15 protein-coding genes and 1 tRNA gene are annotated in these 23,353 nt (G+C 71.9%); 7 read left to right on the plus strand and 9 right to left on the minus strand.

From position 1 onward, the window contains the following. Positions 1-94: 94 nt before the first annotated feature. Positions 95-376 (plus strand): hypothetical protein, encoded by a 282-nt coding sequence (locus tag ACGFX4_RS26320; RefSeq protein ID WP_393079039.1) that lies wholly within the window; start codon positions 95-97, stop codon positions 374-376. Between the two features lie 12 nt (positions 377-388). Here the strand turns inward: ACGFX4_RS26320 and pgi are convergent, their stop codons facing one another. Together pgi and ACGFX4_RS26330 are read right to left on the minus strand one after the other, a co-directional pair. Continuing rightward, positions 389-2,050 carry a glucose-6-phosphate isomerase gene (gene pgi / locus ACGFX4_RS26325; RefSeq protein WP_393079042.1) on the minus strand — a complete coding sequence of 554 codons (1,662 nt, stop codon included), beginning with the start codon at positions 2,048-2,050 and terminating at the stop codon, positions 389-391. A 226-nt stretch (positions 2,051-2,276) separates the two neighbouring features. Beyond that, complete coding sequence (locus ACGFX4_RS26330; RefSeq protein WP_393079045.1) at positions 2,277-3,857, minus strand: Na+/H+ antiporter; 1,581 nt, start codon at positions 3,855-3,857, stop codon at positions 2,277-2,279. Between the two features lie 291 nt (positions 3,858-4,148). Between ACGFX4_RS26330 and ACGFX4_RS26335 the strand changes: the two genes are divergently transcribed. Then, complete coding sequence (locus tag ACGFX4_RS26335; protein ID WP_393079047.1) at positions 4,149-4,922, plus strand: hypothetical protein; 774 nt, start codon at positions 4,149-4,151, stop codon at positions 4,920-4,922. Positions 4,923-4,948: 26 nt separating this feature from the next. Continuing rightward, a tRNA-Lys gene (locus ACGFX4_RS26340) sits at positions 4,949-5,022 on the plus strand. Positions 5,023-5,087: 65 nt separating this feature from the next. Here the strand turns inward: ACGFX4_RS26340 and ACGFX4_RS26345 are convergent. Beyond that, positions 5,088-5,468: a VOC family protein gene (locus ACGFX4_RS26345; protein ID WP_393079049.1), complete on the minus strand. Its 381-nt coding sequence runs from the start codon at positions 5,466-5,468 to the stop codon at positions 5,088-5,090. Positions 5,469-5,587: 119 nt separating this feature from the next. Next, positions 5,588-7,267 carry a chitinase gene (locus ACGFX4_RS26350; protein ID WP_393079051.1) on the minus strand — a complete coding sequence of 560 codons (1,680 nt, stop codon included), beginning with the start codon at positions 7,265-7,267 and terminating at the stop codon, positions 5,588-5,590. A 253-nt stretch (positions 7,268-7,520) separates the two neighbouring features. On the opposite strand from ACGFX4_RS26350, the gene ACGFX4_RS26355 reads away from it, so the two are divergent. Then, a complete protein-coding gene (locus ACGFX4_RS26355; protein ID WP_393079053.1) occupies positions 7,521-10,721 on the plus strand; it encodes a S41 family peptidase in 3,201 nt (1,066 codons plus the stop codon). Between the two features lie 98 nt (positions 10,722-10,819). Here the strand turns inward: ACGFX4_RS26355 and ACGFX4_RS26360 are convergent, their stop codons facing one another. After that, positions 10,820-11,029 carry a hypothetical protein gene (locus tag ACGFX4_RS26360; protein WP_393079055.1) on the minus strand — a complete coding sequence of 70 codons (210 nt, stop codon included), beginning with the start codon at positions 11,027-11,029 and terminating at the stop codon, positions 10,820-10,822. Between the two features lie 259 nt (positions 11,030-11,288). Here ACGFX4_RS26360 and adhE point away from each other — a divergent pair, with 259 nt between their 5' ends. The 3 genes from adhE to pflA all read left to right on the plus strand — a co-directional run bounded on the left by adhE (position 11,289) and on the right by pflA (position 17,060). Beyond that, positions 11,289-13,907 (plus strand): bifunctional acetaldehyde-CoA/alcohol dehydrogenase, encoded by a 2,619-nt coding sequence (adhE, locus tag ACGFX4_RS26365; RefSeq protein ID WP_393079057.1) that lies wholly within the window; start codon positions 11,289-11,291, stop codon positions 13,905-13,907. 113 nt (positions 13,908-14,020) lie between these two features. Then, positions 14,021-16,261, plus strand: coding sequence for a formate C-acetyltransferase (gene pflB / locus ACGFX4_RS26370; protein ID WP_393079060.1), 2,241 nt, complete (start codon positions 14,021-14,023; stop codon positions 16,259-16,261). A 25-nt stretch (positions 16,262-16,286) separates the two neighbouring features. Next, a complete protein-coding gene (gene pflA / locus ACGFX4_RS26375; protein ID WP_393079061.1) occupies positions 16,287-17,060 on the plus strand; it encodes a pyruvate formate-lyase-activating protein in 774 nt (257 codons plus the stop codon). Positions 17,061-17,129: 69 nt separating this feature from the next. Here pflA and ACGFX4_RS26380 read toward each other — a convergent pair whose 3' ends face one another. The 4 genes from ACGFX4_RS26380 to ACGFX4_RS26395 all read right to left on the minus strand — a co-directional run bounded on the left by ACGFX4_RS26380 (position 17,130) and on the right by ACGFX4_RS26395 (position 23,230). Next, complete coding sequence (locus ACGFX4_RS26380; protein WP_393079063.1) at positions 17,130-19,181, minus strand: phosphocholine-specific phospholipase C; 2,052 nt, start codon at positions 19,179-19,181, stop codon at positions 17,130-17,132. A gap of 162 nt (positions 19,182-19,343) precedes the next feature. Continuing rightward, entirely contained in the window at positions 19,344-19,982 is a 639-nt protein-coding gene (locus tag ACGFX4_RS26385) for a pentapeptide repeat-containing protein (RefSeq protein WP_393079066.1), read from the minus strand. A gap of 9 nt (positions 19,983-19,991) precedes the next feature. Beyond that, positions 19,992-21,140, minus strand: a complete 1,149-nt coding sequence (locus ACGFX4_RS26390; protein ID WP_393079122.1) for a low temperature requirement protein A — start codon at positions 21,138-21,140, stop codon at positions 19,992-19,994. 389 nt (positions 21,141-21,529) lie between these two features. Further along, entirely contained in the window at positions 21,530-23,230 is a 1,701-nt protein-coding gene (locus ACGFX4_RS26395) for an ABC transporter family substrate-binding protein (RefSeq protein ID WP_393079068.1), read from the minus strand. Positions 23,231-23,353: the final 123 nt, after the last annotated feature.

A 23,353-nucleotide genomic window follows, 5' to 3' on the forward strand; every position in this document is an offset into this window, starting at 1 on the left:
CTCACTCGACGACGGCTTCCCGCTGGTCCCCGCGCCGGGACCGGGCGCGGCGCTCTTGCGGCGGCCCCGGGACGGCCTGCTAGTCTCCGCGGCCATGGCGAGCGACGATCACCGGCAGGACTGGGCGGACTGGGAGTCCGAGCTCGCCGCCGGCGAACGCGCCGCGCTCCGCGCCCACCGCCGCGCCGCCCTCCGCCGCCGTGTCCTCCCCGGCCTGGCCGCCGCCGCACTCCTGTCCGTGCTGCTCGGCGCCCTCTTCTTCACCGCGACCCTCGGCCCGGAGCACCGCCCCCCGCAGGCCCCGCCGCCGACCGTCCCGGCCCCGGGAACGACGAAGCCGCCCAGCAGCGTCCCTTCGCTGCTGGGCGGCCGTTGAGCCGTCGTCCGGTTACCGCCCGCGCAGAGCCCGGTACTCGGCGACCAGGGCGGCCGTCGAGCTGTCGAGCGCCGCGGTGCCCTCACCGGTCAGCAGGACCGGCTCGATGCGCTTGGCGAGCACCTTGCCGAGCTCCACGCCCCACTGGTCGAAGGAGTCGATGTTCCAGATCGCGCCCTGGACGAACACCTTGTGCTCGTACAGCGCGATCAGCTGACCGAGCACCGACGGGCTGAGCTCGCCCGCCAGGATGGTGGTGGTCGGGTGGTTGCCCTTGAAGGTCTTGTGCGGGACGAGCTCGGCCGGCACGCCCTCCGCCGCGACCTCCTCCGCGGTCTTGCCGAAGGCCAGTGCCTGGGTCTGGGCGAAGAAGTTGGCCATCAGCAGGTCGTGCTGGGCGACCAGTCCGGGCAGCAGGTCGGCGACCGGCTTCGCGAAGCCGATGAAGTCCGCCGGGATGACCTTCGTGCCCTGGTGGAGCAGCTGGTAGTAGGCGTGCTGCCCGTTGGTGCCGGGGGTGCCCCAGACCACCGGCCCGGTCTGCCAGTTCACCGGGTTGCCGTCGCGGTCCACGGACTTGCCGTTGGACTCCATGTCGAGCTGCTGCAGGTACGCGGCGAACTTCGACAGGTAGTGCGAGTAGGGCAGCACCACGTGCGACTGCGCGTCGAAGAACGCGCCGTACCAGACGCCCAGCAGGCCGAGCAGGACCGGCACGTTCTGCTCGAACGGCGCGGTGCGGAAGTGCTCGTCGACCAGGTGGAAGCCGTCCAGCATCTCGCGGAACTGCTCCCGGCCGATGGCGATCATCAGCGAGAGGCCGATCGCCGAGTCGTACGAGTAGCGGCCGCCGACCCAGTCCCAGAACTCGAACATGTTGGCCACGTCGATGCCGAAGTCGGACACGCCCTGGGCGTTGGTCGACAGCGCGACGAAGTGCTTGGCGACCGCGTCGGTGCCGGCGCCCAGCCCGGTGAGCAGCCACGCCTTCGCGGACTCGGCGTTGGTGATGGTCTCGATCGTGGTGAACGTCTTCGACGCCACGATGAAGAGCGTCTCGGCGGCGTCCAGGCCCTGCAGCGCCTCGTGCAGGTCGGCGCCGTCCACGTTCGACACGAAGCGGACGTCGATGCCGCGGTCGGAGTAGGAGCGCAGCACCTCGTACGCCATCGCGGGGCCCAGGTCGGAGCCGCCGATGCCGATGTTGACGACGGTGCGGATCCGCTTGCCGGTGTGGCCGGTCCACTCGCCGCTGCGGACGCGGTCGGAGAAGGCGCCCATCTTGTCGAGCACGGCGTGCACGGCGGGCACCACGTTCTCGCCGTCGACCTCGATCACGGCCTCGCGGGGGGCGCGCAGCGCGGTGTGCAGGACGGCCCGGTCCTCGGTGATGTTGATCTTCTCGCCGCGGAACATCGCGTCGCGCAGCCCGGCCACGCCGGTGGCGGCGGCCAGCTCGCGCAGCAGCTCCAGGGTGCGGTCGTTCACCAGCTGCTTGGAGTAGTCGACCTGCAGGTCGCCGACCCGCAGGGTGTAGCGCTTCCCTCGCTCGGGGTCGGCGGCGAACAGCTCACGCAGGTGCTGCTCGCCGAACTCTGCCCGGTGCTTGCCGAGAGCGGCCCACTGCGGGGTCCGGTCCAGGGGGATGCGACCGCTGGCAGGGGTCTCCGACATCGGTGGTCTCCTTGTGTCGTCCGGAAGTGGCGTGTACCGGCAGGGCCGAGCGGGAGGGTGCGCGAAGGCCGGCGGTGGTACGAGAGGTGCTGCCGACTCCATTGACGGCCTTGCCCGCGCCCACCCTATGTCCTCCACGGCCGTCACCTGCGGACCGTCACCACCGGGGACCGCACTTGTCGACGTCCACCCGCGGACCTTCGCGTGCCGACCACCCGGACGCGCCTCACTTGCGGGCCGACTGCAGGTCGAGCCGGCGCAGCACCTGGTCCGCCACCTCCGGGTCGCCGCCGGCCTCGCTGCGGGCGACCAGCACCTCGCGGCGCGAGGCGGCGATCATCTCCTGCTCGACCGCGAACGCCTCCCGCCACTTCTCGCCGCGCTGCTTCGCCTCCAGCGCCTCCTCCTCCTCGTACTTCTCCGGGCAGAGCCGGGCCAGGCGGTCGTGCTGACGCTCCCGCAGCCGCTCGACCAGCTCGGCCGGCAGCTCGTCCGCCCGCTCCAGCTCACCGAGTCGGACCAGTCCCGCCTTGGCGGCCCGCCACCACAGCTCGCGCACCGCCTTCTCGTGCGCGTCGGAACCGGTGTCCAGACCGAGCAGCCGCACCACCCACGGCAGCGTCAGACCCTGGACCAGCAGGGTGAACAGCACCACCCCGAACGCCACGAAGATGATCTCCGCCCGCTCCGGGAACGCCCCGCCGCCGTGCACCGTCAGCGGAATCGCCAGCGCCAGCGCCACCGTCGCCACCCCGCGCATCCCCGACCACCACAGCACCAGCGTCTCCCGCCAGGACACCGGGTTGTCCTCCTCGCCGTGGCTGAACCGCCGCGAGACCCACGCCGCCGGCAGCAGCCACACCAACCGCAGCAGCACCACCACCGCGATCACCGCCGCGGTGTCGCCCAGCATCCCCCGCCAGCTGTTCTTGACGTCCGCCAGCACCGTCGCCAGCTCCAGCCCGATCAGGCCGAACGCCACCCCGGTGACCAGCGTCTCGACGATCTCCCAGAACGCGTTGCCCACCAACCGGTACGACACCTCGTCGGCGTCCGCCGCCCGGTCCGCCAGGTACAGCGCGCAGACCACCACCGCGAGCACCCCCGAGCCGTGCGCCTCCTCCGCCAGCGCGTACGCCGCGAACGGCACCAGCAGGTTCAGCGCCACCTGCTGGGTCGGATCGTCCAACAACCCGGCCAGCTTGGTGTTCGCCCAGCCCAGCGCCACCCCGACCACCACCGCGACCACCGCCGACAGCACGAAGCGCAGCGCCGCCCCCTCGATCGAGAAGTCGTGGTCCACCACCGCCTCCACCGCCAGCGAGTAGATGACGATCGCCGTCACGTCGTTGAACAGCCCCTCGCTCTCCAGCACCGCCACCAGCCGGCGCGGCAACCCCACCGAACCCGCCACCGCCACCGCCGCCACCGGATCCGGCGGCGACACCAGCGCGCCGAGCGCCACCGCCGCCGCGACCGGCGCCCCCGGCACCAGCGCCGAGAACGTGCCCGCCACCGCCGTCGTCGTGACGATCACCAGCGCCACCGCCAGCAGCAGGATCGACCGGATGTTCGCCTTGAAGTACCGCACCGAGGAGCGCCGCGCCACCGCGAAGATCAGCGGCGGCAGCACCAGCGGCAGGATCAGCTCCGGGTTCACCGACACGTTCGGGATCTGCGGCACCAGCGCCATCACGATCCCGATCAGCGTCATCAGCACCGGCTGCGGCACCCCGCTCCGCCGGGCCAGCGGCATGGTGACCACCGAGGCGAGCAGCACCAGGAAGAGCAGCGACAGCTGAGCCACGGAGCAGGTCCTCCCAACCGTACGGAATGCGGCCCCCCGATCCGCGGATCAGCATAAATGTGACCATTCACCCCACCCCACCCAACTCGCCGGACCCACCCCGAACCCCACCGCAGCCGGCGAACCCGGCACCCCGCCGGGGGAGCACTGGCCGAAGGCCCGCCGGACGTACCACCGAAGGAGGCAGATCCGGCCACCCCAGCCCGCGCCGCAGGCGCACTCGCCGGAGGCGGTGCCTCCGAAGCCCGCCGCAGGCGGTCGTCAAGACCCGCCGACCCACCAAGGAGGCCCATGCTCGCCGCTCTCCCCTCCTCGCCCGCCGGGGCGGTGGTCGTGCGCGAGGTGGTGGCGCCGCGGCCGGGGCCCGGGCAGGTGCTGGTGCGGGTACGGGTCGCGGAGGTGGCGCCGACGGCCCCCGGCGCGGGCGGGCTGGCCGGGGTGGTGTGCCAGCTGGGGGCGGCGTCGTTCGGCCTGGAGGTGGGCGACCGGGTGCTCGGTGACGCGCCGGCCGGTACGTGGGCGGAGTACGTCGCCGTGGACTGCGCCCGTCTGACCTACCTCCCGCCGGGCCTCCCCTGGGCGCACGCCTGCGCCCTCGCGGGAGCGGCCCGCACCGTCGAACCGGCCCTGGACGCGCTGGCCCTCCGCCCCGCCGAGCGCCTGCTGGTCGCGGGCGCGGGTCGCGGCGACGGCCCCCTCGCCGTCCAGCTCGCCCTCACCCGGCGGGTCGAGGTCCTCGCCGTCGCGGCCCCGCACGACCACGCCCACCTCCGCGCCCTCGGCGCCCGTCCCACCAACGGCCTCCCCGACACCCCGGACGCCGTGCTGCTGATCGGTGCCGCCCCTCCCCCGCTGGAGATCCCCCGGACGGCCACGACCGCCACCCCCGCCGGACCCCCCGCCCACCCCCTCTCGCTGGTCGAGCTCTGGGAGGAGTACGAGCTGCGTCCGGACGTCGCCGCCGTCCTCCCGCTGGCCCGCGCGGCCCGCGCCCTGCAGCTGGCCGCCACCGGCCGCCCCCGCGGCATTGTCGTCCTGGAGCCGATTGTGAGTTTCGGCCGCTGACCAGGTAATGTTCTCTTCGTCAGCAGGCGCCGCTAGCTCAGTTGGTTAGAGCAGCTGACTCTTAATCAGCGGGTCCGGGGTTCGAGTCCCTGGCGGCGCACAGACAGGCCGAAGGCCCTCTCGCTTCTCGCGAGGGGGCCTTCGCCGTGCGGGCTCCGGGCTGCCCTAGGCCGCCCGCACCTCGTTGACGCACAGGATGTTCCCTTCGGTGTCCTTGAACCAGGCGGCCCGCATGCCGTCGGCCTCGGCGACTCCGTCGAGGGTCTTCAGTTCGGGCAGGTCGTACTCCTCGAAGACGACTCCGCGGCGGCGCAGCTCGGCCATCTCGGTGTCGAGGTCGTCCACCTTCCAGCTGGCCAGGGTGTGCTGGGCCTGGCCGCCGTAGGGCGTCTCGTACATGCCGAATTCGGTGCCTCCGCAGCTGAAGCCCACGTCGGGCCCGTTCTCGCGGGTGAGGGTGAGTCCGAGGGTGTCGCGGTAGAAGCGCTTGGCCCGTTCGATGTCCGCCACCGGGATGACTGCGAGCAGCGGTGCGTCTGCCAACATTTCGCCATCACCTCCTGTGACCAGGCTAGGAGCGGTCCGTCCGGCCCGCGAACGCCGACGGGCCGGCCACCCGGGGGTGTCCGGCCCGCTACGTACGGTCATGCGGGTCGTGCGGTGGATCAGCCGAAGTAGGCGTCGAAGTTCTTGGAGAACTCGCGGCTGCCCTGGTAGCTGTCCCAGTTGATGGACCAGGTCATCAGGCCGCGCAGGTTGGGCTGGGCGCCGGCCTTCGGCGCGCCGTAGGTGCCGCAGTTGGTGGCCTTGGTGAGGCAGTCGAGCGCCTTGTTGACCTCGGCGGGGGCGACGTAGCCGTTGCCGGCGTAGCTGTTGGCGGGCATGCCGATCGCGACCTGGCTCGGGGCGAGGGCGGGGAACATGTTGGCGGTGTTGCCGGCGACCGGGAAGCCCTTGAGCAGCATGTCGGTCATGGCGATGTGGAAGTCGGCGCTGCCCATCGAGTGGTACTGGTTGTCCAGGCCCATGATCGAGCCGGAGTTGTAGTCCTGGACGTGCAGCAGGGTGAGGTCGTTCCGCATCGCGTAGATGACCGGCAGGTAGGCGCCGGCGCGCGGGTCCTGGCCGCCCCACGGCCCGGAGCCGTAGTACTGGTAGCCGAGCTGGACGAAGAAGGTCTCCGGGGCCATGGTCAGCACGAAGTTCGGGCCGTACTTGGCCTTGAGGGTCTTCAGCGCGGAGATCAGGTTGACCACGACGGGGGTGGTCGGGTTCTTGAAGTCGTTGTCGCCGGTGGCGAGCGACAGCGAGTGGCCCTCGAAGTCGATGTCGAGGCCGTTCAGGCCCCACTTGTCGATGATCGCGGAGACCGAGGAGACGAAGGCGTCGCGGGCGGCGGTGGTGGTGAGCTGGACCTGGCCGTTCTGGCCGCCGATCGAGATCAGCACCTTCTTGCCCTGGGCCTGCTTGGCCTGGATGGCGGCCTTGAAGTCGGCGTCGGACTCGACGGTCGGGCACTCGGTGGCCGGGCAGCGGTTGAACCGGATGTCGCCGGAGGTGACCGAGGTCGGCTCGCCGAAGGACAGGTTGATCACGTCCCAGGAGGCCGGGATGTCGGCCATCCGCACGTAGCCGGCGCCGTTGGCGAAGCTGGCGTGCAGGTAGCCGACCAGGGCGTGGGCGGGCAGCCCGCCGCCGGGCGGGGCGGTCGGCGAGGACGAGGTGGACGGCGAGGCGCTGGTGGAGGCGGACGCCGAGGTGGACGGGGAGGCGGAGGTCGAGGCCGACGCGGAGGGCGACGGCGACGAGGAGGTGCCGGACGGGGACGGGGAGGCGGTGGGCGCGCCGGGGCCGTCCAGCGAGACGTCGTCCGCGTAGTAGGTGCCCTGGCCGTACCAGCCGTGGGTGAAGACGGTGGCGCTGGTCTGGCTCGCGCCGGTGGTGAAGCTGACGGAGAGCTTCTGGTAGGCGCCGCCGGTGCTGGGCGTCCAGGTGGAGGTGCCGCCGTTGACGCCGAGGTACACGTACGCGCCCTTGACCCAGGAGCTGAGCGTGTAGGTGGTGTTGGGGGCGACCGTGACGGTCTGGGTGCACTGGGCGCTGTCGCTCGCCGAGGCGGCGCCGGCCAGCGCGTAAGTGCCGGTGTGGGCCTGTCCGGTGACCACGCTTCCGGTGGATCCGGTGCAGCTCCAGGGGCCGAGCTGGCCGCTCTCGAAGCCGCCGTTGACCAGGAACTCGCCGGCGGAGGCCGCGGGGGCCAGGCCGAAGCTGAGCGCGACGGCACCGGCGGCCGCGACGGCCCAGGCGGTACCGGCGGCGACCAGCCGCTTTCGGGGAGTACGCATTGTGGGGATGCTCCTGCCTCGATCAGGTGTGGGGGACGTCCAGGGCCAGGTGGGGTCGGCCGAGGGGCGCGCCGCCGCACACCGGCACGCTCCCTCAATTGGACTGGACCAATGAAGCGAATCCGCGACCGGATGTCAATGGAACCGGCTCGGAAGCGACTTGGCCGGCCCTCCGGCACCGCCCTCCGCCGGTGCCCTCCCGACGGGCCGTGCCCCGGTTGCCCGGCGCCGCGGCAGACCGAACCATGGAGAGGTGCCCGGATACCTGCGCCACCCCCACCTGCGCGGCGGCCTGCTCACCTTCACCGCCGAGGACGACGTCTGGGCCGCGCCCCTGGCACCCGACGGCACCGTCGGCCGGGCCTGGCGGATCAGCTGCGACCGCACCCGGGTCGGCAACCCCCGGCTCTCCCCGGACGGCACCACCGTCGCCTGGACCAGCTGGGCCGCGCTCACCCCCGAGGTGTTCACCGCCCCGGTGGAGGGCGGCGAATCGGCCCGGCTGAGCTTCTGGGGCAGCCAGGACACCCGGGTGCGCGGCTGGCTGCCGAACGGCGAGGTGCTGGCCGTCACCTCGTTCCACGAGCCCTTCGCGCACTACACCTGGGCCTGGGAGCTGCCCCCGGACGGCGCACCGGCCCGCCGGATGCCCTGGGGCCCGGTCGCCGACGCCCAGGTCGGTGCCGAGCACACCGTGCTGCTCACCGCCGCCGCCCCGCACGAGCCCGCCGCCTGGAAGCGCTACCGGGGCGGCGCCACCGGCCGGCTCTGGCTGGACCGCACCCAGCTGCTGCCCGGCCTGCCCGGCCACCTCGCCTCCCCCATGCCGGTCGGCGGACGGGTCGCCTTCCTCTCCGACCACGAGGGCGTCGGCAACCTCTACTCGGTGGCCCTGGACGGCACCGACCTGCGCCGGCACACCGACCACGCCGCGTACTACGCCCGCGAGGCGTCCTCGGACGGCACCAGGGTCGTCTACCAGCACGCCGGCGACCTGTGGCTGCTGGACGACCTGAACGCCCCCGCCCCGCGCCGCCTGGACGTCCCGCTCGGCGGCTCCCGGGCCGGCCGCCGCCCGTACCAGGTCTCCGCCGCCAACAACGTCAAGGACCTCGCCTGCGACGCCACCGGCCGGGCCGGCGTGGTCAACGTCCGCGGCAGCCTCTACTGGCTCACCCACCGCGAGGGCCCGGCCCGGGCGCTCGCCGACACCCCCGGCGTGCGCTGCCGGCTGCCCGCCGTGCTCGGCTGGAGCGGCCAGGTCGCCTGGGTCACCGACGCCGAGGGCGAGGACGCCGTCGAGATCGCCCCGCTGCCCGCCCGCGACGGCGCCGAGACCCCGCCCCGCCGGATCGCCGCCGGCCGCCTCGGCCGGGTCCTGGAGCTCACCTCCTCCCCCGACGGCGCCCTGCTGGCGGTCGCCTGCTCCGACGGCCGGCTGCTGCTGGTCCGCACCGCCGACGGGGAGGTGACCCCGCTCGCCGCGTCCCCGTACGGGCCGGTCTCCAGCCCCGCCTTCTCCCCCGACGCGCAGTGGGTGGTCTGGTCCCAGCCGGTGGCCGGGCGCTCGTTGCGCACCATCCAGCTCGCCCGGGTCGACACCCCCGAGCGGGCGATCAACGTCACCGACGGCCGGTTCGAGGACGAGCACCCGGTCTTCACCCGGGACGGCCGCTTCCTGGTCTTCCTCTCCTGGCGCGGCTTCGACCCGGTGCACGACGTGCACACCGGCGACCTCTCGTTCCCGCTCGGCTGCCGCCCCTACCTGGTGCCGCTGGCCGCCGACACCCCCTCCCCGTTCGCCGCCCCCGTGGAGGGCCGGCCGCCGGTCGGCCTCGACCCGGAGGAGGCGACCGGCGACGGCACCGTCCGGGTCGACGAGACCGGCCTCACCCGGCGGCTGGTGCCCTTCCCGGTGATCGCCTCCAAGTACTCCGCCACCGCCGCCGTGCGCGGCGGCGTGATCTGGCTGCGCTGGCCGATCTCCGGCGCCCTCGGCCAGACCTTCGCCAACCCCGAGGAGACCTCCGGGCGGCCCGCGCTGGAGTACTTCGACCTGGCCCGCGGCAAACGCACCACCCTGGTCGACCAGTTGGACGGCTTCGCGGTCTCCGGCGACGGCTCGGCGATCTCCGTCTTCTCCGCCGGCACGCTCAAGCTCCACCCGCTCGCCGCCCCGGGCTCACCGCTGCCGGTCGACCTGCGGCGGATCACCCACACCGTCCACCCGCCCGCCGAGTGGCGGCAGTCCTACCACGAGGCCGCGCGGATCGTCCGCGACCAGTTCTGGGACGCCGACATGTGCGGCCTGGACTGGCCGAGCCTCGTCGACCAGTACGCCCCGCTGCTCGACCGGATCGCCTCCCCCGACGACTTCGCCGACCTGCTCCGCGAACTCCTCGGCGAACTCGGCACCTCGCACGCCTACGTCACCCCCTCCCGGCGCGGCGAGGGCCCCGCCCTCGCCCAGCAGCCGCTCGGCCTGCTCGGCGCGGGCGCCCACCGCGACCCCGACGGCCGGTGGCTGGTCGACCGGGTGCTGCCCGGCGAGTCCTCCGACCCGCGCGCCCGCGCCCCGCTGGCCGGGTACGGCGTCCAGGACGGCGACGAGCTGCTCGCCGTCGACGGCCGGCCGCTCGACCCAGTCCGCGGGCCGCTGCCGCTGCTCGCCGGGACCGGCGGCACCACCGTCGAACTGACCCTGCGCCGCGGCGACACCCTGCGGCGGATCGCGGTGACCCCGCTGACCGACGAACGGCCGATCCGGTACCAGGACTGGGTGGCCAAACGGCGCAAACTGGTCCGCGAGTTCAGCAACGGGACGTGCGGCTACCTGCACATCCCCGACCTGGGCGGCTCCGGGTGGGCGCAGTTCAACCGCGACCTGCGGCGCGAGCTCGACCGGCCGGCACTGGTGCTCGACGTCCGGGGCAACGCCGGCGGGAACGTCTCCGAGCTGGTCCTGGAGAAGCTCGCCCGACGCGTCCTGGCCTGGGACTTCACCCGCGGACGGCAGCCCGTGCGGTGGCCGCGCGACGCGCCGCGCGGCCCGGTGGTGGCCCTCGCCGACCACGCCACCAGCTCGGACGGGGACGTGATCATCACCGCGATCAAGGAACTGCGGCTCGGCCCGGTGGTCGGCACCCGCACCTGGGGCGGCGTGGTCGGCATGACCGGCCGGCACGCCCTCGGCGATGGCACCCAGATCTCCGTCCCCAAGAACGCCTCCTGGTTCACCGGCGGCATCGGCTTCACCGTCGAGAACCACGGCGTCGAACCCGACGTCGAGGTCGTCCGCACCCCGCACGACTGGGCCACCGGCGAGCACACCGAACTCCGCGCCGCGACCCGCCTCGCCCTGGAACTCCTCGCCACCCACCCCGCGGCCGAACCCCCGCCCCGCAACGCCCCGCGGCCGGACCTCCAGCGACCCCCGCTACCACCTCGCCAATAGGGGCGCGAGGGACTGCGCGACCAGCCACCGCTCTACGTGAGTGCATGGCTGGTCGCGCAGTCCCTCGCGCCCCTGTTGGCGATGCCCTTGTACGAAAGCTAGTCCCAGGGATCGCCCTCGGCGGTCATGTCGCGGGCCGCCTGGCGGTCCTGCTCGGTCAGTTCGGCGTCGCGTTCGGCGCTCTGGCGGGCCTTCTCGGTGCTGTCGCCGAACGCGTCGGCCGCCTCGTCGTGGGCGAGCGCCGCACGCTGGGCCGGGTCGGCGTCCGCCGGCTGCGCCTTGTGGCGGAACCTGTCGAAGATGCCCATGTCTCCTCCTCGGGTGGGCCGTCCCCTTCCCGACCAACATGTCACCGGCACCCGGTCGCCGCACCCCGACCCGTCACCCGTCCGGCGGATCCCGGCCCGGACTTGGCCGAAACGGCCACATGCCCTGTGTCAGGCGGAAAGGGGTCGTAGGTCCCGTGGCCGAGCCGCCGAAGGCCCGTAGCCGCCTCATCACCCGCCGACAGAGGGTGGATCCGTCAGCAGATGGACCCACCACCGCAGATCTCCGAGGTGAGCGAGCATGGCAACCGAGCAAGCCGCGTCCGCCGAAGCCGCCGTCGACGCCCTGGTGCAGAACGGGCTGAAGGCCCTGCAGGAGTACCACGGATTCACCCAGGAGAAGGTCGACCACATCGTCAGGAAGGCGTCGCTGGCGGCGCTGGCCGCGCACACCCGGCTGGCGAGGCTCGCGGTGGAGGAGACCGGCCGGGGCGTGTTCGAGGACAAGGCGGTGAAGAACGTCTTCGCCTGCGAGCATGTGACCCACTCGATGGCGCAGATGCGGACGGTCGGCGTGGTCCGCCGGGACGAGATCGACGGGATCGTGGAGATCGCCGAGCCGGTCGGCGTGGTCGCGGGGGTCACCCCGGTCACCAACCCCACCTCGACCACCATTTTCAAGGCGCTGATCGCGCTGAAGACCCGCAACCCGATCGTCTTCGGCTTCCACCCCGCCGCGCAGCGCTGCTCCGTCGAGGCGGCCCGGATCGTCCGGGACGCGGCGATCGCGGCGGGCGCGCCCGCGCACTGCGTGCAGTGGATCGACCGGCCCTCGATGGAGGCGACCGGCGCGCTGATGAACCACCCGGGGGTGGCGACGATCCTGGCCACCGGCGGCAACGCGATGGTGCGGGCGGCGTACAGCTGCGGGAAGCCGGCGCTGGGGGTGGGCGCGGGCAATGTCCCGGCGTACATCGAGAAGAGCGCCGACCTGCAGCGGGCGGTCAACGACGTGGTGCTCTCCAAGTCCTTCGACCACGGCATGGTCTGCGCCTCCGAGCAGGCGGTGATCCTGGACCAGGAGATCTACGCGCCCGCTCTCGCCGAGTTCCGGAAGCTGAAGGCGTACCTGGCCTCGCCCGCCGAGAAGGCGATGCTGGAGCGGTACGTCTTCGGGGTCGGCGAGGAGCGCAACTGCGCGGGGGCGGAGCTGAACGCCGCCGTGGTCGGGCAGTCGCCGGTGCGGATCGCCGAGGCGGCGGGCTTCGAGGTCCCGGCGGACACCTCGATCATCCTGGCCGAGGTCGGGTCCGTCGGGGAGGACGAGCCGCTCACCCGGGAGAAGCTCTGCCCGGTGCTGGCCGTGCTGAGGGCGGAGACCCGGTCCGGGGGGTTGCGGCTGGCGACGCAGATGGTGGAGTTCCACGGCCTGGGCCACTCGGCCGCCGTGCACACCGAGGACGCGGCGTTCGCCGAGGAGTTCGGGCACGCGGTGAAGGCGTGCCGGGTGATCTGGAACGCGCCGAGCTCGCAGGGTGGCATCGGCGACGTCTACAACGCCTTCATGCCCTCGCTCACGCTGGGCTGCGGCAGCTACGGCCACAACTCGGTGTCGGGCAACGTGTCGGCGCTGAACCTGCTCAACATCAAGCGGATCGGGCGGCGCAACACCAACATGCAGTGGTTCAAGGTCCCACCGAAGATCTTCTTCGAGCGCAACTCGATCAAGTACCTGGCGGACATGCGCGGCGCCCGGAAGGTCGTCATCGTGACCGACCGGACGATGGTGGAGATCGGCCACCTGGAGCGGGTCCGCTCGATGCTGCTGCGGCGCACCGAGCCGGTGGAGACCCGGGTGATCGACTTCGTGGAGCCCAACCCGTCGATCGAGACGGTGGAGAAGGGCGCGGAGCTGATGCGCGGCTTCCGGCCGGACACCATCATCGCGCTGGGCGGCGGTTCGCCGATGGACGCGGCCAAGGTGATGTGGCTGATGTACGAGCACCCGGAGGTGGAGTTCGCGGACCTGAAGGAGAAGTTCTTCGACATTCGCAAGCGCGCCTTCGCCTTCCCGGACCTGGGCGAGAAGGCCAAGCTGGTGTGCATCCCGACCACCTCGGGGACGGGCAGCGAGGTCACCCCGTTCGCGGTGATCACGGACACCGGGAGCGGCCAGAAGTACCCGCTGGCGGACTACGCGCTCACCCCGTCCGTCGCGATCGTCGACCCGGCGCTGACCACCGACCTGCCGAAGGCGGTGACCGCGGACTCCGGCTTCGACGCGCTGACCCACTGCATCGAGGCCTACGTGTCGGTCTACGCCAACGACTTCACCGACGGGCTGGCGCTCCAGGGGATCCGGCTGATCCTCGAGAACCTGGAGCAGGCCGTGGCCGAGGGCCCCGACAACCCGGTGGCGCGGGAGAAGATGCACAACGCCGGCACCATCGCGGGCATGGCGTTCGGCTCGGCGTTCCTGGGTGTGGTGCACGCGATGGCGCACACCCTGGGCGCGACCTTCCACGTGGCGCACGGGCGCACCAACGCGCTGCTGCTGCCGCACGTGATCCGGTACAACGGCGCGGCGCCGTCCAAGGTGACCAGCTGGCCGAAGTACCGGACGTACGTGGCGCCGGAGCGCTTCCAGCAGATCGCCCGGATGCTCGGCCTGCCGGCCGACAGCCCGGAGCAGGGCGTGGAGTCGCTGGCCCGGGCGGTGGAGGAGCTGCGCGACCGGGTGGGGATCCCGCGCTCCTTCAAGGAGGCGGGCGTGGACGAGACGGCGTTCCTGGCGGCGCTGCCGCAGCAGGCGATGAACGCGTACGAGGACCAGTGCGCGCCGGCCAACCCGCGGATGCCGATGCTCGACGACATGCAGCAGCTGATGCGCCAGGCGTACTACGGCGACCAGGCCGCCTGACCGGGGGAACGAGGGACCGAGGTCCCTGCAGCAGAGGACTTTTCGAGCCCGCACGGCCTTGTGAACGGATTCACAATAGCTGCAGCGGGCATCCGAGGCGGGAGTTGAGGACCATGAAGAGCGCGTGGGACGGCTTCGAGGGCGGCCGGTGGCAGGAGGCCGTCGACGTCCGCGACTTCATCCAGCGGAACTACACCCCGTACGAGGGCGACGGCGCCTTCCTGGCCGGCCCGACCGGGCGGACCCTCGCGGTGTGGCGGCAGATCACCGACCGCTTCCCCGAGGAGCGCGCCAAGGGCGTGTACGACGTCGCGCACGACGTCCCGTCCACCATCACCGCGCACGCGCCCGGCTGGATCGACAAGGACCGGGAGCTGATCGTCGGCCTGCAGACCGACGCCCCGCTGAAGCGGGCGATCATGCCCAACGGCGGCTGGCGGATGGTCGCGGGCGCCCTGGAGACGTACGGCTACCCGGTCGACCCGGAGCTGGAGAAGGTCTTCACGGTGTACCGCAAGACCCACAACGCCGGGGTCTTCGACGCCTACACGCCGGAGATCCGGGCCGCCCGCAAGGCCGGCGTCGTCACCGGCCTGCCGGACGCCTACGGCCGGGGCCGGATCATCGGCGACTACCGCCGGGTCGCGCTCTACGGCGTGGACCGGCTGATCGAGGCCAAGCTGGCGGAGAAGGCGGAGCTGGACCCGCTGCCCGCCGACGCCTCCCGTCTGGAGGAGGTGATCCGCGAGCGCGAGGAGCTCGCCGAGCAGATCCGGGCGCTGGGCGAGCTCAAGGCGATGGCGCTGGCGTACGGGTACGACGTCTCCGGCCCGGCGTCGAACGGGCGCGAGGCGATCCAGTGGCTGTACTTCGCCTACCTGGCGGCGGTGAAGGAGCAGAACGGCGCGGCGATGTCGCTCGGCCGCACCTCCACCTTCGTCGACGTCTACCTGGAGCGGGACCTCGCGGCGGGCGTGCTCACCGAGGAGCAGGCCCAGGAGCTGGTCGACGACTTCATCGTCAAGCTGCGGATCGTCCGCTTCCTGCGCACCCCCGAGTACGACGAGCTGTTCTCCGGCGACCCGACCTGGGTCACCGAGTCGATCGGCGGCATCGGCAGCGACGGCCGCCCGCTGGTCACCCGCACCTCCTTCCGCTACCTGCAGACCCTCTACAACCTCGGGCCCGCCCCCGAGCCCAACATGACGGTCTTCTGGTCGCCCCGGCTCCCGCAGGGCTTCAAGGACTTCTGCGCCAAGGTGTCGATCGACACCTCCAGCGTGCAGTACGAGTCGGACGAGCTGATGCGGCCGCGCTTCGGCGACGACACCGCGATCGCCTGCTGCGTCTCCGCGATGGAGGTCGGCAGGCAGATGCAGTTCTTCGGCGCCCGGGTCAACCTCGCCAAGACGCTGCTCTACGCGATCAACGGCGGCCGGGACGAGCGGTCCGGCGTCCAGGTCGGGCCCGAGACCGGCCCGATCACCGCCGACGTCCTGGAGTACGACGAGGTGGTGGCCCGCTTCGACGAGCAGATGGAGTGGCTGGCGGCCACCTACGTGCACGCCCTCGACGTGATCCACTACATGCACGACAAGTACGCCTACGAGCGCCTGGAGATGGCGCTGCACGACCGCGCCGTGCGGCGCACCATGGCCTGCGGCATCGCGGGCCTGGCGGTCGCCGCGGACTCGCTGAGCGCGATCCGGTACGCGACGGTGCGGCCGGTCCGCGACGCGACCGGGCTGGCCGTGGACTACGTCGTCGAGGGCGAGTACCCGGCGTACGGCAACAACGACGACCGGGCGGACGCGATCGCGGTGTGGCTGGTCGAGGAGTTCATGCGCAAGGTGCGCAAGCACCCCACCTACCGGGGCGCCGAACACACCCAGTCGGTGCTGACCATCACCTCGAACGTGGTCTACGGGAAGAAGACCGGTGCCACCCCGGACGGGCGGCGGGCCGGCGAGCCGTTCTCCCCCGGCGCCAACCCGATGAACGGGCGGGACAGCCACGGCTACGTGGCCGCCGCGCTGTCGGTCGCCAAGCTGCCGTACGCCTCCGCCGAGGACGGCATCTCGCTGACCAACACCGTCACGCCCGACGCGCTGGGCCGCACCCCCGAGGAGCGGGTGCGCAACCTGGCCGGCGTGCTGGACGGCTACACGGCCTCCGACGGCTTCCACATGAACGTCAACGTGCTCGACCGGGACACCCTGCTGGACGCGATGGAGCACCCGGAGGACTACCCGCAGCTGACCATCCGGGTCAGCGGCTACGCGGTGAACTTCGTCCGGCTCACCCGGGAGCAGCAGCTGGACGTGATCGCCCGCACCTTCCACGCGTCCCTCTGATCCCCACCGGCCAGGAGGCCCTGCCATGACCGCGGTACTGCTCGGCACCGACATCCCGCTCGGCCCGCAGGTCGCCGGCTCGGTGCACTCCTGGGACCTGTCGACCGGGGTGGACGGGCCGGGCACCCGGTTCGTCACCTTCCTGGCCGGCTGCCCGCTGACCTGCCTGTACTGCCACAACCCCGACACCATGGCGATGCGCAACGGCCGGCGCACCGCCGCCGACGAGGTGGTGGCGGAGGCCGCGAAGTACACCACCTTCATCCACGCCTCCGGCGGCGGGGCCACCGTCAGCGGCGGCGAGCCGCTGCTGCAGCCGGTGTTCACCGGCGAGCTGTTCCACCGCTTCAAGCACGACCTGGGGATGCACACCGCGCTCGACACCTCCGGCTTCCTCGGCGCGCGGGCGAGCGACGGGCTGCTGGCCGACGTCGACCTGGTGCTGCTGGACATCAAGTCCTGGGACCGCGAGCTGTACCGCCGGGTCACCGGGCGGCCGCTGGAGCCGACCCTGGACTTCGCCCGGCGCCTGGCCGACCTCGGCAAGGACGTCTGGGTGCGGTTCGTGCTGGTGCCGGGGCTGACCGACCCGGTGGAGAACGTCGAGGGGGTGGCGTCCTTCGCCGCCTCGCTCGGCAACGTCTCGCGGGTCGACGTGCTGCCCTTCCACAAGCTGGGGGCGGCCAAGTGGGCGGCGCTGGGCCGGGAGTTCACCCTGGCCGACACCCCCTCCCCCACCGTCGAACAGGTCGGCGCCGCGCGGGACGTCTTCGCCGCGCACGGGCTGAACGCGATCTGAGGAGCCCGGAGACGGGGGGACGGGCCGGGGATCGCCGCCGATCCCCGGCCCGTCCGCCGCGTGGCCGGGTCAGCCGCTGATCGAGGCCGCGCCGCTCTCCAGGTGGCCGGTGAAGCGCTGCGACCAGCTGCTGTCCGAGCTCACCGTGACGGTGAAGTCGTACCAGCCGTTGGCGTAGGCGACCACGTTGAAGTAGTCGTTCGCCGAGCCGCCGGCGGGCACCGTGTAGGTCCACGGGCCGTCCGAGCGGTAGCCGTTGGAGGTGACGGTGAAGGTCACCGCGGCGGCGGAGGTGTTGGCGAGCTTGAACCAGAGCGCGAGCTTGCCGGTGTCCGGCGCGGCCGCGTACGAGGTGGTGACCGCGACGTCCTTGCCCGCCTTGGTCGCGTCGCCCTTGAAGCGGCGCAGGAAGCGGTTGGGGCCGACCAGCGACAGGTCGTACGGCCCGTTGCCGAAGTTGGTGCCGCAGTTGAAGAAGTCGCTGGTGGAGCCGCCCGGGTCGACGGTGTACTGCCACGGGCCGCCGGAGCGGTAGGCGTTGACGTACGCGGCGAAGTGGGTGGTGGCGGTGCCCTGGTTGGTCATCTTCAGCCAGACCTTCATCACCCCGCCGGAGCCGAACTCCAGGTGGTCCAGGTTGGCGACCGGCTGGTACGGCAGGGCGCGGGCCGGGCGGGTGCCGGCCTCCTGCAGCGGCAGCTTGTTGTCGATCGGCGCCGGATTGGGCAGCGGGCCGCAGGCGGACATGCCGATGGTCTGCGAGGTGTCGGGCAGCGCGGGCAGGCCGTACACCGGGTTGGCGAAGTCGAACATGCCGGTCAGGTCACCGCAGACCTTGCGGCGCCAGTCGGAGATGTTGACGCAGCCGGCGGGCTTGCCGATGGCGGTGGTCCACTTCTCCAGGAAGCGCAGCACCGAGGTGTGGTCGGAGACCTCGGAGCTGACCCAGCCGCCGCGGGTCCAGGGCGAGATGGCGATCATCGGGACGCGGAAGCCGAGGCCGATGCTGGTGCCGTTGTAGAACTCGCCGGCGGTGCCGGCCGGGGCGACCGGCGGCGGGACGTGGTCGAAGAAGCCGTCGTTCTCGTCGTAGTTGAGGAACATGATCGACGAGTTGAAGACGTTCGGGTCGGCGTTGAGCGCGTCGATCACGTTGTGCACGAAGTGCGCGCCGTCGGCCGGGGTGGAGTACGGGTGCTCGGAGGAGCCCTGGTCGGGGACGATCCAGGAGACCTGGGGCAGGGTGCCGGCCAGCACGTCGGCCTTGATGGCGGCGACGATGTCGTCCGGGGTCCTGCCGGTGACCTTGGGGACGGAGCCCATGCCCTTGACCGCGAGCGGGCTGCCCGCCGGGGCCGAGGTGAAGGCGGTGAAGTAGGCGAGGGCGTTGTCGCCGTAGTTGTCGGCGGCGTTCTGGTAGACCTTCCAGCTGACGCCGGCGTTCTCCAGCGCCTCCGCGTAGGTCTGCCAGCGCAGGCCGCTCTCGTCGCCGCCGTCGTACGCCGGGCCGCCCGCGGTGCCGGCCGGGTCGATCTGGCCGGACCAGTGGTAGGTGCGGTTCGGGCCGGTCGCGCTGATCACCGAGCAGTGGTACGCGTCGTTGATGGTCCAGTTGTCGGCCAGCGCGTAGTGGAACGGGATGTCCTGGCGGGTCAGGAAGCCCAGCGTGCGGACGTTGCCCTTGGCGGAGACCCAGGAGTCCAGCTTGCCGTTGTTCCACGCCTTGTGCTGGTCGGACCAGCCGTGCGCCAGGTCGCCGTTGCACTGGGCCAGGCGCTCCGGGTCGGCACCGCCGGCCGGCTTGGTCAGGCTGAACTGCCACGGGTACTGGCGGGACAGGCCGTTCGGCTGGTTGAAGATGCTGTAGCCGCCGGCGATCTGGATCGCGCTGCGGTCGGCGAAGCCGCGGACGCCCTTCAGCATCCCGAAGTAGTGGTCGAAGCTGCGGTTCTCCTGCATCAGGATCACGATGTGCTTCGCATCGGTGATCGTGCCCGTGGTGGAGAGCCCCGCGGCCGCGGCCGGGGACGAGCCCGCCACCGCGCCGGTACCCGCCACTGCCGCACCCGCGGCGGCGCTCGCCGAGAGCGCCATGAACTTCCTACGACTCAGAGCAGCCATCCGACCCGTCCGTCCCTTCGACCCGGTGATGATGTTGTTCACACACGTTGTGCTCACGCCATCGAACGCCGAGCATCTTCACGCAGGTCGGGCCGTATGGCTATGACTTTGCGTCAAGGGTTGTTGGACTGTTCACCGAGTCATCGCCGAGCGGCGGGCGGGTTAACGATCCTTGACCTCGATGCCCAGGGCAGCCGCCAACTGGGGCGCGAGGTCGAAGAGCTGGCCGGTCGAGACGATCGCCCCGGCCAGGCCGCGGGCGGCGTCCGGGAGGTCGATCCGGACGGCGCCGCGCAGGTCGACCTGCTTGAGCTGCGAGCCGCCGAGGCGGACCTCCTCCAGGGTGGAGCCGGGGAAGGAGACGTCGGTCAGCCCGGCGCCCGAGCCGAGGTCCACGTCGCGCAGCAGGCAGTCCTCGAAGACCACGTCGCGCAGGGTCGCGCCGCGCAGGTTGACCGCCTCCAGCTTGCACTGGCGGAAGACCACCCGGCGCAGCGCCGAGCCGTACCCGGCGATGCCGGCCAGCACGGTGCCCTCCAGCCGGGAGTCCTGCCAGTCGCTGTCCGCGAGGTCGCAGGCGACCCAGCGGCTGCCCTGCACCCAGACCTCGTTGAAGGCGGCCGTCCGCAGCTTCGCCCCGTCCAGGGCGGTGCCGGTGAAGGCGCACTCCAGGAACCGGGCGCCGGTGGCGGAGCCGCTCTGCGGGCCGTCGAAGTGGACGGTGTCGTAGCGCGCGTCGGCGCGCAGCGGGCCCGCGTGGGGCTGGAGCAGGTGGGCGTACGGAAGGTCTTCGAGCTGCACCACCGCATCCTACGGACGGCCTCGGACAGTCGCCCCCCGCACCGCGAGGGCGGTGCCGACGGCGACCGTGGCGGCGACCACCAGGCCGGCCGCGAGCACCCCGGCCTGGCCGAGGGCGGTGCAGGCCAGCACCGCGGCGGCCGAGACGGGGAGGACGGCCTGGGCGGCGCCCTGCTTCACGTGCCGGGAGTGCAGCGCCCAGACGGTGAGCAGGTAGAGCGCGGCGGGCACGGTGACGGCCGCCGTGGCGGCGGCGGCGGAGAGGTGGGCCTGGCCCACGGCGTGCTCGATGGCGACCTCCAGGCCGGCGCCGACCGCCGCGGCGGAGCCCAGCACCAGGTAGTGGCCGTAGCCCCAGAGGAACGCCTGGCGGTTGGAGCGCAGGTGCTGGTGGATGGGCTCGGCGAAGTAGATCCACCAGGCGCCGAAGCAGATCAGCAGGCCGCCGCCGGCGATCGGCAGCAGTTCGTCGAGGGCCTCGTGCTCGTCGAGGGCGGTCTGCATGGCGACGGTGGCGGCGGCGACGGTCTCGCCGAGCACGATGATGGTGAACAGCCCGTACCGTTCGGCGATGTGGTGCGGGTGCCAGCTGGACTGCACCTTGGCCTCGGCCAGTGCGGGGACGGCGAGTTCGGCGAGGATGCAGAGCAGGACGACGGCCGTCCGGGCCGCCCCCTCGGGGACGAACAGCACGGCGACCCATCCGAGTTGGACCACCGTGATGCCGGCCGCGTAGCGCAGCGCCATGGTGCGGGCGCCGCCGGTCTCGGAGCGGGCGGCGCGCAGCCACTGGGTGACCATGGCGAGCCGCATCAGCAGGTAGCCGACCACCGCGAGGGTGAGGTCCTGCTGGTCGAACAGTCGCGGCACGCCGGCCGCGAGGACCAGGACGCCGGCGATCTGCACCAGGGTGGTGATCCGGTACGGCACGTCGTCGCAGTCGTAGGCGGAGGCGAACCAGGTGAAGTTCATCCAGGCCCACCAGATGGCGAAGAACGCCAGGAAGTAGCCGTAGACGCCGTGTCCGACGTGGTCCTCGGCGACGGCGTGGGCGAGCTGCTTGCCGGCCTGGGCGACGGCGACGACGAAGCAGAGGTCGAAGAAGAGCTCCAGCGGGGTGGCGGCCCGGTGGTCCTCGTCGCGGCTGCGGGCACGCATCGGGCGCAGCACCTGGAAGGGTTCGGTCACGGGGTGATCCTGGCACCGCTCCGGCCCGGCCGCCCGCAAGCGACACGGCACGCCGAAGCGTCCGGTTCCACCCGATATGAGTAATCGTCAGGCAGAGTTGACGGCGTAGTGCGCGAACCGGGTGACACCTGGGACGCGCCTGTGCACGTTGTCCCGTCCGCCCCGATCGGCCCGCTAGATTCCCTCCGGAAGTGGAACGACGACACGGGCGGTCTGCGGGCAACGCGGAAGGTCAAGGACGATGGAGCGGACACGGGGGCGGGACCGCCGCTCCCCGCGTCCGTCTGCCTGAACTCCTCGCGATCACCGCGCTGTCCGCCAGTGCCGCCTGCTGTTCGTCGTCCCCGGGGGGACGCGGGTCACTTCTGCCAGCCGACCTTGGTGATGTCGGTGTCGGCGAGGCTTCCGGCGCCGTAGTTGGCGAGTCCCTTGCGGACCGCGACGATGCTGGGCCGCTGGTAGAGCTCGACGGTGTGGGCGAGCTCCCAGATCTTCACGTCCGCCTCGTTGTAGAGCTTGGCGGCCTCGGCCGGGTCGAGCGTCGCGGCGGCCTTCTTCAGCAGGGCGTCGATCTCCGGGGTGGCCAGCTTGGAGAAGTTGCCGAAGACGTTGTCGCCCTGCGGGGCGCGGTAGTTGGCGACGCCCTTGGAGAGCGGGAAGGAGCCGGTGTTGCGCCAGCTGGCCAGGTCGAACTTGCCCTGGTTGACGTACTTGGTGAAGTACTCCTTGCTGGGCACCTTGTCGACCGAGAGCTTCACGCCGACCTGCTGGAGCATGTTCTGCACGGCGGTGGCCATGTCGACCTGGGCCTGGGTGGAGCCGTCGCTGAGCACGTAGTGGAGCTCCAGCGGCTGCCCGTCCCTGGTGCGCGGCTGACCGGCCGCGCCCTCCTTCCAACCGGCCTTGTCCAGCAGGGCCTTGGCGGCGGCCGGGTCGAACTTCACCCAGTCCCCGGCGTTGTCCCGGTAGCCGTTCTGGTTGGTCATGAAGAGGTGGTTGCCGAGCGGCTTGAACTCCACCGGCACGCCCTGGTTCACGATCTTGATGAGGGCGGCCCGGTCCAGTGCCCTGCCGAGCGCCTGGCGCACCCCCTGGTCGGCCAGCGCGCCGTTGCCGCCGAAGGAGATGTGCACCTCGTCCCAGGGGGTGCCGGTGCGGATCACGCCGTCCTTGGCATCCTTGAGCTGCCCGTACGAGGAGGCGACGCCCGCGCTCGCGTAGTCCACCTCGTTGTTGAGGAAGGCCTGGGTGATCGCCGGGGAGGCCAGCACCCGGTAGGTGATCCGGTCCAGCTTGGGCTTCGGGCCCCACCAGTCGGGGTTGGGGACCAGGGTGATGGTCTGTGCGGCCTTGTCCAGGGTGCCGGGCTTGAACGGGCCTCCCCAGACCGGGACCTTCTCCACCCAGCCCTCGTTGAAGGCCTCCGGGGTGGACAGGCCGGAGGCGGGCAGCAGCGGGTTGAAGAGGTTCTGCCAGTCCGCGTACGGCTCGCCGAAGGTGACCTTGACCTCGGTCGGGTCGGCGCCCTGCTCGACGGCGGAGATCTGCTCGTAGCCGGAGGAGTCGGAGAGGTTGTACGCGGCGTTCTTCCCGTTGGACGCCTCCCAGACCGCCTTGAAGTCCTGGTAGCCCAGCTGCTTGCCGTCCGACCACTTGGCCTTGGGGTTGAGCTTGTAGGTGACCACCTGCGGGGAGGTGGAGGTGACCTTCGCCGACTGCAGGTACTCGGGCACCTCGTGGAAGACGCCCTTGGCGTCGCTGCGGAAGAGCTTGGCCTCCAGGTACCCCATGATCTCGACCGCGTCGCCGTAGGTGCCGTCGACCTGGTACGGGTTCCACTGGGTGATCCACTGCTGCAGCGGCGGGCGGAACTCGCCGCCGTCCTTGATGTTCTCCACCGGCTGGGGGTTGTTGTCCTCGGCGTCCTGGGTGGGCACCACGTTCTTCGCCACGTCGCCGGAGCCGCCGGAGCCGGAGCCGCACGCGGTGGCGGCCAGCGCCACGGCGAGGGCGGCGGCCGCGGCGCGGCCCAGTCTGCGGGTGGTGGTCGATGCGCTCATGAGGGTGCCCCCAGGGGGTTGTCGAGGAGTGGCGGGCTGTCAGGTGTGGCGACAGTTGAACGTGGGCATTCAAGTGGATGCCCTGCCCGGAGAAGCTAACAGTGAAACAACACCACGACCAGA

This window comes from Kitasatospora sp. NPDC048365, assembly GCF_043200835.1.
GTDB classification, from domain to species: Bacteria; Actinomycetota; Actinomycetes; order Streptomycetales; family Streptomycetaceae; genus Kitasatospora; species Kitasatospora terrestris.